This window comes from Chryseobacterium sp. WLY505 (assembly GCF_030846215.1).
GTDB lineage: Bacteria > Bacteroidota > Bacteroidia > Flavobacteriales > Weeksellaceae > Chryseobacterium.
Genome location: NZ_JAVCWI010000008.1, coordinates 134,329 through 147,988, shown reverse-complemented (window position 1 = coordinate 147,988; position 13,660 = coordinate 134,329). Strand labels below are relative to the sequence as shown.

The window sequence follows — 13,660 nt, the reverse complement described above, 5'->3', positions numbered from 1 at the left end:
ATGGGTTAATTTTTTAAATAGCATATTAAACATTTCTTTATATTTGGTAAAAACTAATGAAATGAATGAATTTGTTGCGGCCATCATCTTTATCATTATCTTCATCATTTTCAATAATCTGAATACCAAAATCAGAAAGTTGGAAAAGGAAATTTCGGATCTTAACTATAAAATCAATAATACTCTTCCAACCCAGACTGAAGTAATTCATGAGAAAACCTCAGCGGATGAGACATTCATTCCACAACAAGAACAAGTTCATTATGAAAACATAAAACATGAAAATGAAATTAAAGAGAACCCAACACCAGATCAAAAAGACTGGCTTACTCCTGTTTCTGATTTTTTAAAACAAAATGCACTTACCATCATTGGTATTTTCACCCTTGTTCTGGGAATTGGTTATTTTGTAAAATACGCGATTGATAAAAACTGGATTGGAGAAGCAGCAAGAGCAGGAATCGGTTTTTGTACCGGGGCAGGAATCATTGTAACCGGACATTTTCTCAGAAAAAATTACCAGGCTTTTTCTTCTATTATCACCGGGGGCGGAATAGCAGTCTTATATTTCACAGCCACCATTGCTTTCCGTGAATACCATCTGTTCACCCAAAATACAGCTTTTATCATAACGGCACTGATTACTGCAGCCTCTATTATCTTATCCTATTATTATAAAAGTGAAGTACTGATTATCTTTTCATTGATAGGAGGTTTTGCAGCTCCTCTGATGATCAGCACAGGACAAAGCAACTACCTTTTCCTTTTTATTTATATTACTCTTTTAAATACAGGAATGCTGGCTGCCTCTTTTCTGCAGCACTGGAAAAGCGTGGGCTGGACAGCTTATATATTTACAACAGGGTATCTTTTCTTTTGGACCAATGAAAGCCCTGAACTTTTAAGCATTACTTTCTATCTGATCAGTTATGTGATTTTTTACATCTTTGCATTGCATGATTATTTAAGAAGAAATATACTTTCAACCTCTGATATTGCGATTCTTGCTCTTGCCAACTTCTCAAGTATCCTTGGACTGCTTTACATTTTTGATACCCTAAAATATGAACCGCCAATTATTTTCCCTCTTATTTTTGCTGCTGTGAACACCGTTCTTCTGTTCAGAGAATTTACACGCAGGAACTTTGGAATCGCCTATTCTGTATTCGCAGGGCTGGTTACCAGTCTTATAACCGTTGCGGTTGCTATTCAGTTTAAAACCCATCTTATCACCAGCATTTGGGCAATAGAAACAACTCTGCTTCTTTTCATCTGGAAAAAAACAGGCCATAAGGTTTTCAAAATCTTCTTTTATATCCTGTTTCCATTGGTGATGATTGCCCAGCTTATAACCTGGACGGCCTATTTCGGAACAAAAGATTTCAATATCATATTGAATACTCCGTTTATCACCAGTTCGTTTACCATTATTTCCATAATCCTCAATTTGCATTTGTTAAGAAATCGCTCCAAAGACTCCAATGGAAAAGATTATACCTTTTTTGAAGATCTTATTACCGTGGTCAGCTATGGAGTTATCTATATTACTTTTCTTCTTGAGATTACATACCATATTTCCAAAATGCCATGGTCCGCAATTTTCAGCACAGGACTCTTGTTCAGTATTTATTATATTTTTGTTTTATTACTTTTCAGAAAACTATTGAACATCAGAAGCGACATTCAAAACGTACTGATTTATCTGCTTTTTTTCCTGATCATTAGTAACACATCTGCTGCTGCATTTCCGGTTGTGTCCGACATTATAGCAAAAAAACTCCATGTAAGTTTTTATTTCCTGCACCTGCTTCAATGGATTCCTTTTATATATGTAGGATATAGAATTATTCCATCTTCGGAATTTCATAAACAGCGGATTTCTTACTGGATGCTGTCTTTGGTACTTATCATCTCTGTAAGTTGTGAACTTCACCATTCTTATATTTTAATCACCTCAAATGATCTTCCTCATTCCTATAAAGCAAGTGAACACTTTAATATTCTTTATCTTCCTGTTGTATGGGCAATTCTTGCCAGCATATTTATTTATACCGGTTTGAAAAAGAATATTCAGGAATATAATAAGATCGGCTTTGCATTGATAGGCCTGATGATCGTAAAACTATATGGCTACGACGTATGGCAGATGGATAACATCTCAAGAATAAGCGCCTTTATTGCTCTCGGGATTATTCTGCTCTTAAGTTCTTTCACCTTCCAGCGTCTGAAAAATATGATCAGAAATATGGTGGATAAAAAAGACGAAACGAAAGACAGCACAGACTGATAATCTGCGTAAAAGTTTTTATTTCTAAATAATATTTAAAACATTTCTAGATTTTATTCAAATTTTATAAAAAATAACTATATTTATCACGTTTTTAACAGTTACATATTCTGATCATGAAAAAATTACTCTACTCTTTTTTAATCTTATCCTCTGCTACTTTATGGGCCCAGCAAAAAAATCCTGCGGTAAAGTTTGCAGTGGCTGACAACGCCATTGGGACAGTAGAATTATTCAATACCAAAAAGAATGTTTTACAGGTTTCAAAAGTATACAATACTTCAGCGGGTCTTCCCCAAAACTTAAAAAAATACAGTTCTGTTTTTACAAAAGGCGTAACTGAATATAAATTCAAAAACGGAGAAAACGTACTTGACAGAATGGCGTTATCCAATATGAATTCTCAATACAATATTCCGGCAGATAATCCTGTATTTATTGAAGGATATGAATTTACGGATACCAGCACGATGATCTATCCTGAGATCAAGAAAAAAGCTGAAACAAAAGATTACAACGGTAAGAAAACATTGTTTATTTACACTACCGAATAATTTGATTTTTTGAAACATTAAGATCGTATTAAGCTGTTAAGATTATTAAGATAAGCTTCGCTTTAACTTAAAATCACCATGTTTTATCTTAACTATACTTTAATTCTTCAGTCTCCTTAATGGTTTAAAAATATTTACCACCATTTTCACTTTATAATAGCTGAAATGTTATAGGTTAAAAAAACCGATTTAATATAAAAAGGATGCCGTTTTTTCAGCATCCTTTTTCAATTCTAATATTTATTATTCCATTTTTTCTTGAGCTCTTCATAGATTTTCTTCTCAGTAGAGTTATTTCCCGGCTCATATAGTTTCACATTTCGGATTGCTTCCGGAAGAAAATCCTGTTCTACAAAGTTTCCTTCATAGGAATGAGCGTACTTGTATTCTTTTCCATAATCCAGGTCTTTCATCAGTTTGGTAGGAGCATTTCTCAAATGAAGGGGAACAGGTAGGTTTCCCGTCTGTTTTACCAAAGCCAGAGCCTCATTGATGGCCATATACGCAGAATTGCTTTTAGGGGAAACCGCAAGATACACCGCTGTTTCGCTCAAGATAATCCTTGCCTCAGGATTACCGATCACATTGATCGCCTGAAAACAATTATTGGCAACCACCAAAGCATTGGGATTTGCCAGGCCTACGTCTTCAGCAGCCAGAATAAGCATTCTCCTTGCGATAAACTTAATATCTTCTCCTCCCGCAATCATTCTCGCCAGCCAATATACCGCACCATTCGGATCTCCTCCACGCATCGACTTGATAAAGGCTGAGATGATATCGTAATGCTGCTCGCCGTTCTTATCGTAAAGAGCCATCGTCTCCTGAAGAACTTCCAGCACATCAGAATTAATAATTTCCGTTGTATCCGAATTTTTATATTGATTCAAAACCAATTCTACGGAATTGATCAGTTTTCTGGCGTCACCACCGGAGTATTGAATAAAAGCTTCTTTTTCAAGGATTTTAAAATCTGTTCCTTCATCTTTATTATATCGTTCGGAAGCAATATCTATTAATTCTTCCAGCTTTTCATAGCTCAAAGCTTTTAAAATATAAACCTGACTTCTTGAAAGCAAAGCCGAAACCACTTCAAAGCTTGGATTCTCGGTAGTGGCTCCAATCAAAACAATCCAGCCTTTTTCTACTGCATGTAATAATGAATCCTGCTGCGACTTATTGAACCTGTGAATCTCATCAATAAATAAGATCGGTGATTTTCCGGAGAACAGATTCTGTTTTTTTGCATCTTCAATCACATCACGCACGTCTTTCACGCCGGAAGAAACTGCAGAAAGCTTATAAAACTTCCTCCCCGACTGTTCTGAGATAATTTCAGCCAGCGTTGTTTTCCCAGTTCCCGGAGGTCCCCATAAAATCAGCGAATTCAAGGTATTGTTTTCAATCATTTTTCTGATTGTTCCTTTATCGCCGGTAAGGTGCTCCTGTCCCAATACATCGTTCAGGGTTTTAGGTCTTAATTTTTCAGCTAATGGAATATTTTGATTCAAAGTAATTCTTTTTTTAAGATCAATGTCCGGATTTCTGATCTCCGAAACTTATAACAAATTTAAACTAATTTTCATTTTTTTACCCTATTTTTGCATTGTTTTGAAACTTACATTCAATAAAATCATTACATTTCCGCTGGTAATTTTGATCAAATTTTACCAATGGTTCATCTCGCCCTTACTTCCCAAAAACTGCCGCTACGAACCTACCTGTTCCCACTATATGATTGAGTCGCTTCAGGTACATGGTGTTTTTAAAGGTTTCTGGCTGGGATTTAAAAGAATTTTAAGATGCCACCCATGGGGAGGAAGCGGCTATGACCCTGTTCCACCCAAACATAAATGTCAATAATCAAACTATCAAATCAATAGAAAAATGAATACACTCTTTTTCAGAATTTATCTTGTGCTGTTTGCGTTCACAACGCAGCTTCTTTTTGCACAGGAATACCCTGGAGGTTTATCTGACGGAACTTTAGATATCAATGGAAGCAATGTTCCTGTAAAAATCTATTCTACTACAGAGATGGGAGACCTTACGGCTTTTCCGGACAGAGAATCAGACAAGAACCAGTCTTTTGTTGTCATCCTTAATGAATCTAATTTTGAACCTGCGTATTATAATTATGGAGCTTCCACTTTAGCAAAGTACAAGGATTCAAACTATCAGTTTTTCGATAAAAATTTTAAACTGATTGACACTGGTGTTACCAAAGAAAATATCACCACTTTCAAGTATGCAGTAAAATCCGTAAAACCCATCACTGATTCTGATAAAGTAGAACTTAAAACTTCATTTAAAATCTGGGATCCTTCAAAAGGTATTCATATTGGGTCATTTACCCTTCACTTTTATAGTTTGATGTTTGTTTTTGCCTTTGGTTTCGGATATATTTTAATGACAAGAATCTTTAAGATTGACAATGTCAACCAGAAATATCTTGAACCTCTGTTCACATGGACACTGATCGGGACAATTCTTGGAGCAAGATTAGGACACGTTATCTTTTATCAGCCGGAATTATTTAAAGAAGATTTCTGGAGCGTATTCTTACCGATAAGTACAAAAAACGGATTCAAATTTACTGGATTTTCAGGGCTGGCCAGCCATGGAGCGACGATTGCTTTGATTTTCACCACCCTTTATTATTCATTTAAAATCATCAAGAAAAATCCATTCTGGGTCTATGACAGATTGGGTATTGTGGTTGCTTTAGGTGGAGCATTTGTAAGAATGGGGAACTTTTTCAATTCTGAAATCGTTGGTAAACCAGCGGACCCGAATTCTCCGTTTGCTTTGCTTTTCCCGCAACAAAGCAGTGAGTATGGTCTTACTGTTCCACGTTATCCCAGCCAGTTATTTGAAGCCGTAGGATATGTTCTGCTATTCATTTTACTATGGATATTGTACAGAAAGACAGATAAAAAATATCAGCAAGGATGGTTATTCGGTCTCTTTTTCATCATTCTTTGGGCGATCAGATTCTTTGTGGAGTTCCTTAAAGAGCCACAAGGAGACGAGTTCATCCAGCTTGGCGGTCTGAATACAGGTCAGGTTCTTTCGATTCCTTTTATGATTGCAGGGGTTGTGATCATGATTGTTTCCAAGAAATTTAAGATTACTCAGGCAGAAAACGAGAAACCGGAATAAGCCACTTGAGCTGAAAAATAAAAAAGGCAAATTTGTAGAAATACAGATTTGCCTTTTTTACTATTTGAAATCATTGACTGTTTTGTCTATTCACCTTATTACAGATTCCTCTCCGCCTTCCTGTTCAGTTCCTCAAAAACACATCCAAACGCATCAATGACATCAGTAGGAAGCATCGATTCTTTTGAATGTTTTTCTGAAGCTATATCGGCAGCTCTGCCATGCAGCCATACCCCAAGAATACAAGTCTCTTCTTCGGAATATTTTTGAGCCAGAAGCGAAGTAAGGATTCCTGTAAGAATATCTCCGCTTCCTCCTTTCGCAAGACCTGCGTTCCCGGTTATATTATAGAATACTTTTCCTTCCGGAGTAATAACTTGCGTATGATGATCTTTGAGTACAATATAAAGACCAAACTCTTTTGCTTTTTTCCTTGCCAGCTCAAGCCTTTTAAAGGAATTGTCTGTACTTCCGAAAAGTCTTTCAAACTCCTTCGGATGTGGAGTTATGATTGATTTTTTTGGAATAAGTTTAAGATTTTTCTGATCTTTTGAAATGATGTTCAATGCATCTGCATCAAGGACCAATGGCTGTGAATGTTTTTTTAAGAAACTCAAAAAGCTTTTCTCAGTCGAGGAATGAGTACCCAAACCAGGACCTGCACCACAGGTAATATCTTTATCAATCTCCAAATTTGTGATAAACTGCTCCCCTCCTTTTATGAACATGGCCTCAGGACATAAAGTCTGCAAAATGTTATACCCGCACTCCGGTGCCAGTGTAAAGGTTAGCCCCGCACCTGTTTTTAAAGCTGATCGTGTTGCCAGCACTGCTGCTCCTATTTTTCCATAGCTACCTCCTATGATCACTGCCTTACCATAAGTGCCTTTATGAGAAAATTCCTGTCTCGGAGTGAATATCTGGCCTACCAGCTGATCATCAATTACAGAATAATCAGAATCAGTAGCATCCGCATATATTTTACTTAAATCAATATCCAGCAGTATTACTTTTCCGGCATATTTTCCGGTTTCAGGATGAAGAAAAGTCCGCTTCCAGCATTGAAAAGTCAGGGTATAATCGGCTTTAAAAATATCAGAATTATTATCATCCATTTCATCTGCAGGCAATCCGGAAGGGATATCGATGGATAATTTAATATTCCTTTTGCTGTTCAATTGCTCAACAAGCATTTTATATTCTCCTTCCAACGGTCTGGATAACCCTGTTCCGAAAAGAGCATCGATAATGATTGTTTTATCATCAAAATTATATTGTTCTTTAGGATCAAGTTTCCTGACTGAAATTCCCGACAAATCGCGGAGTCTTTTCAGGTTAACAGAAGCATCCTCTGAAAATTTCCTTTTAGAATCACTTACAAATACATCAACATCAAACCCTTTCAGGTAAAGTAATCTTGCAACCGCTAATCCGTCTCCTCCATTATTTCCGTTACCGCAAAATACGGCTAGCTTTTTATGGTTCTTACAATGCTCCGAAATCCAATGTGCGACAGCCATTGAAGCTCTTTCCATCAGTTGAATGGAGGAAACCGGCTCTTGAGAAATTGTGAACTGATCCCAGCTGCGTATCTGTTCTGCAGTGAAAATTTTCATAGGTAAATCAAACTTTTAAGCAAATTACAAAAGATTTTTCATTATGATATCACCTCATTAATAAAAATAAAAAGTCATCATTAATGAATTAATGTATTGTTATAATGCTCAAATATTCATTAAACCTGTTAATAGGAAATCAGCATAAAATTCAATATTTTGGGAATAAAAAACTATTAAACGTAGTGTTTTTTACATTTTTTAATTATATTTTTGTGTATATACTAATTAAAAAAATATAAATTATGGGATTTGTCAAAGAATTTAAAGAGTTTGCCTTTAAAGGCAATGTTCTCGATCTTGCTGTCGGTGTGATCATTGGGGCAGCATTTGGTAAAATTGTTTCGTCTTTGGTAGAAGATGTTATCACACCTCTGATCTTAAATCCGGCATTGAAAGCAGCCGGCGCAGAAAATATTGCAAAACTTACATGGAATGGTGTTGCCTATGGAAACTTCCTTTCCGCAGTAATCAGCTTCCTTTGTATTGCGATGGTTCTTTTCTGGATCATCAAACTGGCTAATAAAGTGAACAAGAAAGATGCTCCTGCTCCTGCCGGACCTACAGAAGATCAAAAATTACTGATGGAGATCAGAGATTTGTTGAAAAGCAAAAATATCTAATCTGCAACCACAGTTTTTAAAATAAAAAAGAGAGGCTGTCCAAAAAGGGCAGTCTTTTTTATGCGAACCATTACTGTCCGATAAAAAGTATAAATACATTGAAAATATTAATATTTATGATATGAATTAACAGGTCGCTCCTCCGGAGCTTTATTTTATGGGGATTTCATTTTTCTACTAACAGTAGATCCCGACGGGATCAAATTTAGCTCCTATGGGAGCTGACTGTTAATAGAACGTATTTGTTTTAAAATTAGAGCTCCGGAGGAGCGACCTGTTAATTCTATTCAAATTTTATCGAACAAGAATGTTTTTTTATTTAAAATGTCAGACCTAAGGTTGATTCAAGACATTTATATGACTCTCAAACTCTTCAAAATTCTATCAACAAAAAATTGAGGCTGCCCAAACTTTTTGGACAACCCCTTTTGCTATATTATATCGTTTTCAGATTATTGAATCTGTAAGATACTTGAAATCTGCTCTGCCAGGGAAAGACCAATTCTATCCTGCGCTTCAAGCGTAGAAGCTCCCGTGTGAGGGGTAAGAGAGATTTTAGAATGAGTAAGGATTGCTTTAGAAGGTGTTGGCTCATTAATGAAAACATCTAATCCGGCAAATCTTACTTTACCTGAATCCAAAGCCTGAATCAAAGCTGTTTCATCAATGACTCCTCCTCTTGAACAGTTTACGATAGCCACTCCGTCTTTCATGATTTCAAATTCGTTCTTACCAATCATATAACCGTCTTTCTGAGCCGGAACGTGTAAGGTAATGAAGTCTGAATGTTTTAGTACTTCCTGAAGTGGTTCAGTCTCGATATCAACATTGATGAACTGATTGTTGTAAAACTTCACTTTGATGCTTGCTTTTCCTACATTATTATCAGCAGCTACTACTCTCATGCCAAGTCCTAAAGCGATTCTTGCCACTTCCTGTCCGATTCTTCCCATTCCTACAATACCAATGGTTTTTCCTCTTAATTCAATACCTGCAGCATATGCTTTTTTAAGGCTTCCAAATTCAGTATCACCCACCAGAGGCATTTTTCTGTTGGAATCCTGAAGGAATCTTGCTCCGGAAAACAAATGAGCAAAAACAAGTTCAGCCACTGATTCTGAAGAAGCAGAAGGCGTATTGATCACATGGATTCCTTTTTCTCTTGCATAGTCTACATCAATATTATCCATACCTACTCCACCTCTGCCAATAATGTCGATGGACGGACATCCGTCAATAATATCTTTTCTTACCTGGGTAGCACTTCTCACCAATAAGGTGCGGATTTTGTGCTCGTTAATATAATCTACTAAAAACTCCTGAGGAACTTTTGTAGTAATCACTTCAAAGCCTTTTTCTGTCAATGCATCTATTCCAGATTGATCAAGGCCGTCGTTTGCTAAAACTTTCATAAAATATCAAGTATATTAAAAAATGAAAGATTTAAAAATTAAAGGAACAGGTTCCCATTTAATTTTTAAATCTTTGAATTATATTTTTATTCGCCGTCTTCTTTGAATACCTCAATGGTCACTTGCTTTTCAACCAAATCCGTAAATCTTCCTTTATATCTTGTAGCTCTTACCAGGTGGTTGTCTATCCAGTGATAATTTCCTCCTCTTGGTTTTCCGCAAAGCACGCTGTGATATTTGAAGCCATGCTTATCCAGCCAGTCGATCGTGATTTGTTTTAGATTTTCAGTTCTTGAAGTAAAAAAGCAGATCTGATGTCCTTCGTCATACCATCTGTTGATCGTTTCCAGCGCATCGGGGTATGGTTCGCAGGTAACCATTCTTTCCGGCTCTTCATTGGGAACGTCATCCGTAATGGTTCCGTCGATATCTATTAAGTAATTTTTTATTCCATCCTTTAGAATAGGACTAATGTGTTCAATGTATTCTAATTCCATTACTAAATATTAAAAAACAAAGTTAGCGTTTTTACAGGTATCAGACCTATCAATCTTCATTAATGTTAATATTTTACTATAAAAACTATTATTTAAAGAATAATATTAACATTTCATTCATCATTTTATCACATATGGTTAAAAATTTTCGTTTTGTATTTTACTTTTAAATAATAAAGTGAAGATTTGAAATAAAATCAATTAATGAATTGAAAAATTCTCGTTACGCATTACCGGCTTCTCTGTCGTATCACATCCTTATTACAAAAAGTATGATGTTTATCTAAAAATTTCCAAAATACATTTATTACTCTTACATTTGTAGGAATGGAAGAATTTGTTGTTTTAGTAAATCCTGAAGATAAGGTTTTAGGGCTGATGGAAAAACAGCAGGCTCACATCAATGGCCTGTTACACCGTGCTTTTTCTGTATTTCTTTTCAATAGTAAAGGAGAAATGCTTCTTCAGAAAAGGGCTTCAGGAAAATATCATTCTCCTAACCAATGGACCAATGCTGTATGCTCGCATCCACGCCAAGGGGAAACTTATCAGGAAGGAGCTGTACGAAGATTAAAAGAAGAATTGGGAATTGAAACAGAACTTTCAGAAAAATTCAATTTTATTTACAAAGCAGATGTTGGCGGCGGTCTTTGGGAACACGAGCTGGATCATGTATTTGTAGGAAACCATGAAGCTGATTTCCATCTGAATAAAGAAGAAGTGGAAGAAGTAAGATTCATTTCCATGGAAGATCTGGACAAAGAAATTTCCGAAAATCCTGAAAACTTTACAGAATGGTTTAAAATTATTCTGGAAGAATATAAACACCACTTTTAACGATGAAAAAAATATTGCTTTTTTCTGCTTTTTTGACAGGAAGTTTGTTTTTTGCCCAAAAGGCAAGTGTATTTAACACTCCTAATTACTCTATCAATGTTCCTGAAGGCTGGAAATCTACGAATGACAGTGAGATTATCAATATTTTTCCTACCAGCCAGATCGGTGCTATTACCATTTCGGAATATCACGACCTTCCCCTTCCAAAAGAAGAGGTGAAAAAATTTATCCTTGCCCTTTATCAATCACATGACGAAGAGAAAAAAGTAAAAGAAAAAAAGAGCCAGAAAGGGTATACGGAATATTTCTATGAGCATTTCGATGAAAAAGAAAAGCTGTTCTGGGTAACCAAAGCTTTTCAAAAAGATAAAAACTTATATTTGGTTTCCATCAACTGTGGCCAGAAATTCTGGAACGGAAACTATATGACCCAATTCAATGAGACTTTTAACAGTTTTAAAATAAAGAAATAAAAATTAAATATGAAGAAAACAGCCTTGTACGACAAACATGTTTCTTTGGGAGCTAAGATCGTACCTTTCGCAGGTTTTGAAATGCCTGTTCAATATTCAGGGGTTACAGAAGAGCACTTTGCCGTAAGAGAAAAAGCAGGATTATTTGATGTTTCCCACATGGGACAGTTTTTCATCGAAGGGCCAGGCTCAAAAGATCTTTTGCAATATGTAACTACCAATAATGTAGATGCTCTTGAAAACGGAAAAGCTCAGTATTCTTGTCTTCCTAACGAAAACGGAGGAATTGTAGACGACCTTATCGTTTACAAAATGGAAGATGATAAATATTTTGTAGTAGTAAATGCCTCCAATATTGATAAAGACTGGAACCATATTTCAAAATACAATACTTTCGGTGCTAAAATGACCAATGCTTCTGATGAAATGTCTTTATTGGCAGTTCAGGGGCCTAAAGCTACTGAAATTCTTCAAAAACTTACGGAAGTAAACCTTTCGGAAATTCCTTACTACCACTTTACTGTAGGAAGTGTTGCAGGAGAAAATAATGTGATCATTTCAAACACAGGATATACAGGAAGCGGAGGTTTTGAAATTTATTTCAACAACGAAAGCGCTGAAAAACTTTGGGATGCTGTAATGGAAGCAGGTAAAGAAGAAGGAATCATTCCTTGCGGATTGGCTGCCAGAGATACTTTAAGATTAGAAAAAGGATTCTGCCTTTACGGAAATGATATCGATGATACCACTTCACCAATTGAAGCTGGTCTAGGATGGATCACTAAGTTTGATAAAGACTTCGTTTCTAAAGATGTTTTTGCCAAACAGAAAGAAGAAGGAGTTGGAAGAAAATTAGTTGGTTTTGAGTTAACAGACAAAGGAGTTCCGAGACACGATTATCCTGTAGTAGATGCTGAAGGAAATGTAATCGGAAAAGTAACTTCAGGAACACAGTCTCCAATGAAGAAAGTAGGTTTAGGTCTTGCTTATGTAGACAAACCTCATTTCAAATTAGGATCTGAGATCTTTATTCAGGTAAGAAACAAGAACATTCCTGCAAAAGTGGTAAAAGCTCCTTTTGTATAATTGGAAAAAAATAGGAAAAAGAGAAGAGGCTGTGAAAATCACAGCCTCTTTTGGGTTTATACCAAACCTTATAGGTTTTAAAAACCTATAAGGTTTATTATTTGCAAAATTAGTTTCCAGTTAAATTTATTCATGTACGCCAAAGAACTTCTGCAGTTCTTCAACATTCTTTTTATCATTTCCTACAAAAATTTCCTTGTCAGTAATAAAAACAGGTCTTTTCAGGAAGGTATAATGATCCAGTAATAATTCTTTAAAATCTTTCTCGGTTAAAGATTTCACATCCAACCCTCTCAGTTTGATCTGGGTAGATTTTTTACTGAATAATGCTTCGTATGATTTTGTTTTTTTATACATTTCCGCCAATTCTTCTTTGGTAATCGGCTCTTTTTTAATTTCGCGAAGTTCCCAGTCTGTAAGATCGAATTGGGCTAAAATTTTTCTGCAGGTATCACATGTATTGAGATAAAATACTTTCTTCATTACGGTTTCTAAATCTGTTATGGGTTAAAATTCTCTTTCATTGAAAGTTTCGTCTTTCAAAAGTAGGATTTAATCTAAAACTTTGGAAATTATTAAATAACTTTATTCAAATTTTATAAATATGCAGAACAAGCCTATTACTTTTCAGTTTATTTCGGAGCCTTCGGATGTTAATTACGGAGGAAATGTACATGGAGGAAGTGTTATGAAATGGATTGACCAGGCCGGTTATGCATGTGCAACAACCTGGAGCGGCAATTATTCCGTTACGGTGTATGTGGGCGGAATCCGTTTTTACGATCCCATCAAAATCGGTGAAGTGGTAAAAGTAGATGCTCAGGTGATCTATACCGGAACTTCCAGCATGCATATCGCGATCAATGTCTTTTCCCGAAACCTGAAACAACCGAATTTTGAGAAAAAAACCCACTGCATTATTGTATTTGTTGCGGTAGACGAAAACGGAAAAAAGCTTCCTGTACCGAAATGGATTCCAGAAACGGAGGAAGAAAAGCAGCAGGAAATGTATGCTAAACGCCTGATGGAACTGAGAACGCAGATTGAAGATGAAATGAAACCGTTTTTGTAAGAACGGGTTTCGGGATGCGGGATTATGAGGTTTAAGGTTTA

14 protein-coding genes are annotated in these 13,660 nt (G+C 35.9%); 9 read left to right on the top strand and 5 right to left on the bottom strand.

Going from position 1 to position 13,660, the window contains the following annotated elements; all coding sequences use genetic code 11:
- The first annotated feature begins 61 nt into the window (after positions 1–61).
- Together RAH34_RS16590 and RAH34_RS16585 are read left to right on the top strand one after the other, a co-directional pair.
- On the top strand, positions 62–2,287 hold the full coding sequence (locus tag RAH34_RS16590) for a DUF2339 domain-containing protein (protein ID WP_306596855.1): 2,226 nt from the start codon (positions 62–64) through the stop codon (positions 2,285–2,287).
- Positions 2,288–2,403: 116 nt separating this feature from the next.
- Positions 2,404–2,841 (top strand): hypothetical protein, encoded by a 438-nt coding sequence (locus tag RAH34_RS16585; protein WP_306596854.1) that lies wholly within the window; start codon positions 2,404–2,406, stop codon positions 2,839–2,841.
- Positions 2,842–3,074: 233 nt separating this feature from the next.
- Here the strand turns inward: RAH34_RS16585 and RAH34_RS16580 are convergent, their stop codons facing one another.
- Positions 3,075–4,352, bottom strand: a complete 1,278-nt coding sequence (locus tag RAH34_RS16580) for a replication-associated recombination protein A (protein ID WP_306596853.1) — start codon at positions 4,350–4,352, stop codon at positions 3,075–3,077.
- A gap of 100 nt (positions 4,353–4,452) precedes the next feature.
- Here RAH34_RS16580 and yidD point away from each other — a divergent pair, with 100 nt between their 5' ends.
- Together yidD and lgt are read left to right on the top strand one after the other, a co-directional pair.
- Positions 4,453–4,704 (top strand): membrane protein insertion efficiency factor YidD, encoded by a 252-nt coding sequence (yidD, locus tag RAH34_RS16575; protein WP_034695943.1) that lies wholly within the window; start codon positions 4,453–4,455, stop codon positions 4,702–4,704.
- 450 nt (positions 4,705–5,154) lie between these two features.
- Positions 5,155–6,003 carry a prolipoprotein diacylglyceryl transferase gene (lgt, locus tag RAH34_RS16570; RefSeq protein ID WP_114820663.1) on the top strand — a complete coding sequence of 283 codons (849 nt, stop codon included), beginning with the start codon at positions 5,155–5,157 and terminating at the stop codon, positions 6,001–6,003.
- Positions 6,004–6,101: 98 nt separating this feature from the next.
- Here lgt and RAH34_RS16565 read toward each other — a convergent pair whose 3' ends face one another.
- Positions 6,102–7,619, bottom strand: a complete 1,518-nt coding sequence (locus tag RAH34_RS16565; protein WP_306596852.1) for an NAD(P)H-hydrate dehydratase — start codon at positions 7,617–7,619, stop codon at positions 6,102–6,104.
- Positions 7,620–7,864: 245 nt separating this feature from the next.
- Between RAH34_RS16565 and mscL the strand changes: the two genes are divergently transcribed.
- Positions 7,865–8,242 carry a large conductance mechanosensitive channel protein MscL gene (gene mscL, locus RAH34_RS16560; RefSeq protein ID WP_114820555.1) on the top strand — a complete coding sequence of 126 codons (378 nt, stop codon included), beginning with the start codon at positions 7,865–7,867 and terminating at the stop codon, positions 8,240–8,242.
- Positions 8,243–8,694: 452 nt separating this feature from the next.
- Here the strand turns inward: mscL and RAH34_RS16555 are convergent, their stop codons facing one another.
- Both RAH34_RS16555 and RAH34_RS16550 read right to left on the bottom strand, forming a co-directional pair.
- Complete coding sequence (locus RAH34_RS16555) at positions 8,695–9,654, bottom strand: D-2-hydroxyacid dehydrogenase (RefSeq protein WP_114820556.1); 960 nt, start codon at positions 9,652–9,654, stop codon at positions 8,695–8,697.
- Positions 9,655–9,740: 86 nt separating this feature from the next.
- Positions 9,741–10,151, bottom strand: coding sequence for a phosphoheptose isomerase (locus RAH34_RS16550; RefSeq protein WP_002980498.1), 411 nt, complete (start codon positions 10,149–10,151; stop codon positions 9,741–9,743).
- A gap of 327 nt (positions 10,152–10,478) precedes the next feature.
- Between RAH34_RS16550 and idi the strand changes: the two genes are divergently transcribed.
- From idi to gcvT, 3 genes are read left to right on the top strand one after another with little or no spacing between them, the layout of a single operon-like run.
- Positions 10,479–10,988 carry an isopentenyl-diphosphate Delta-isomerase gene (gene idi, locus RAH34_RS16545; RefSeq protein WP_306596851.1) on the top strand — a complete coding sequence of 170 codons (510 nt, stop codon included), beginning with the start codon at positions 10,479–10,481 and terminating at the stop codon, positions 10,986–10,988.
- A gap of 2 nt (positions 10,989–10,990) precedes the next feature.
- A complete protein-coding gene (locus RAH34_RS16540; protein ID WP_306596850.1) occupies positions 10,991–11,461 on the top strand; it encodes a hypothetical protein in 471 nt (156 codons plus the stop codon).
- Between the two features lie 9 nt (positions 11,462–11,470).
- A complete protein-coding gene (gene gcvT / locus RAH34_RS16535; RefSeq protein WP_306596849.1) occupies positions 11,471–12,547 on the top strand; it encodes a glycine cleavage system aminomethyltransferase GcvT in 1,077 nt (358 codons plus the stop codon).
- Positions 12,548–12,673: 126 nt separating this feature from the next.
- Here gcvT and RAH34_RS16530 read toward each other — a convergent pair whose 3' ends face one another.
- Entirely contained in the window at positions 12,674–13,030 is a 357-nt protein-coding gene (locus tag RAH34_RS16530) for an arsenate reductase family protein (protein WP_306596848.1), read from the bottom strand.
- A 121-nt stretch (positions 13,031–13,151) separates the two neighbouring features.
- Here RAH34_RS16530 and RAH34_RS16525 point away from each other — a divergent pair, with 121 nt between their 5' ends.
- Positions 13,152–13,619 carry an acyl-CoA thioesterase gene (locus tag RAH34_RS16525; protein WP_306596847.1) on the top strand — a complete coding sequence of 156 codons (468 nt, stop codon included), beginning with the start codon at positions 13,152–13,154 and terminating at the stop codon, positions 13,617–13,619.
- The last annotated feature ends 41 nt before the right edge of the window (positions 13,620–13,660 follow it).

Excerpts from the sequence above, each read along its gene's own strand:
- RAH34_RS16555 (WP_114820556.1), bottom strand. The coding sequence starts at position 9,654 with ATGAAAGTTTTAGCAAACGACGGCCTTGATCAATCTGGAATAGATGCA.
- RAH34_RS16550 (WP_002980498.1), bottom strand. The coding sequence starts at position 10,151 with ATGGAATTAGAATACATTGAACACATTAGTCCTATTCTAAAGGATGGA.
- RAH34_RS16525 (WP_306596847.1), top strand. The coding sequence starts at position 13,152 with ATGCAGAACAAGCCTATTACTTTTCAGTTTATTTCGGAGCCTTCGGAT.
- idi (WP_306596851.1), top strand. The coding sequence starts at position 10,479 with ATGGAAGAATTTGTTGTTTTAGTAAATCCTGAAGATAAGGTTTTAGGG.
- gcvT (WP_306596849.1), top strand. The coding sequence starts at position 11,471 with ATGAAGAAAACAGCCTTGTACGACAAACATGTTTCTTTGGGAGCTAAG.
- RAH34_RS16540 (WP_306596850.1), top strand. The coding sequence starts at position 10,991 with ATGAAAAAAATATTGCTTTTTTCTGCTTTTTTGACAGGAAGTTTGTTT.
- mscL (WP_114820555.1), top strand. The coding sequence starts at position 7,865 with ATGGGATTTGTCAAAGAATTTAAAGAGTTTGCCTTTAAAGGCAATGTT.
- RAH34_RS16585 (WP_306596854.1), top strand. The coding sequence starts at position 2,404 with ATGAAAAAATTACTCTACTCTTTTTTAATCTTATCCTCTGCTACTTTA.
- RAH34_RS16530 (WP_306596848.1), bottom strand. The coding sequence starts at position 13,030 with ATGAAGAAAGTATTTTATCTCAATACATGTGATACCTGCAGAAAAATT.
- RAH34_RS16590 (WP_306596855.1), top strand. The coding sequence starts at position 62 with ATGAATGAATTTGTTGCGGCCATCATCTTTATCATTATCTTCATCATT.
- RAH34_RS16565 (WP_306596852.1), bottom strand. The coding sequence starts at position 7,619 with ATGAAAATTTTCACTGCAGAACAGATACGCAGCTGGGATCAGTTCACA.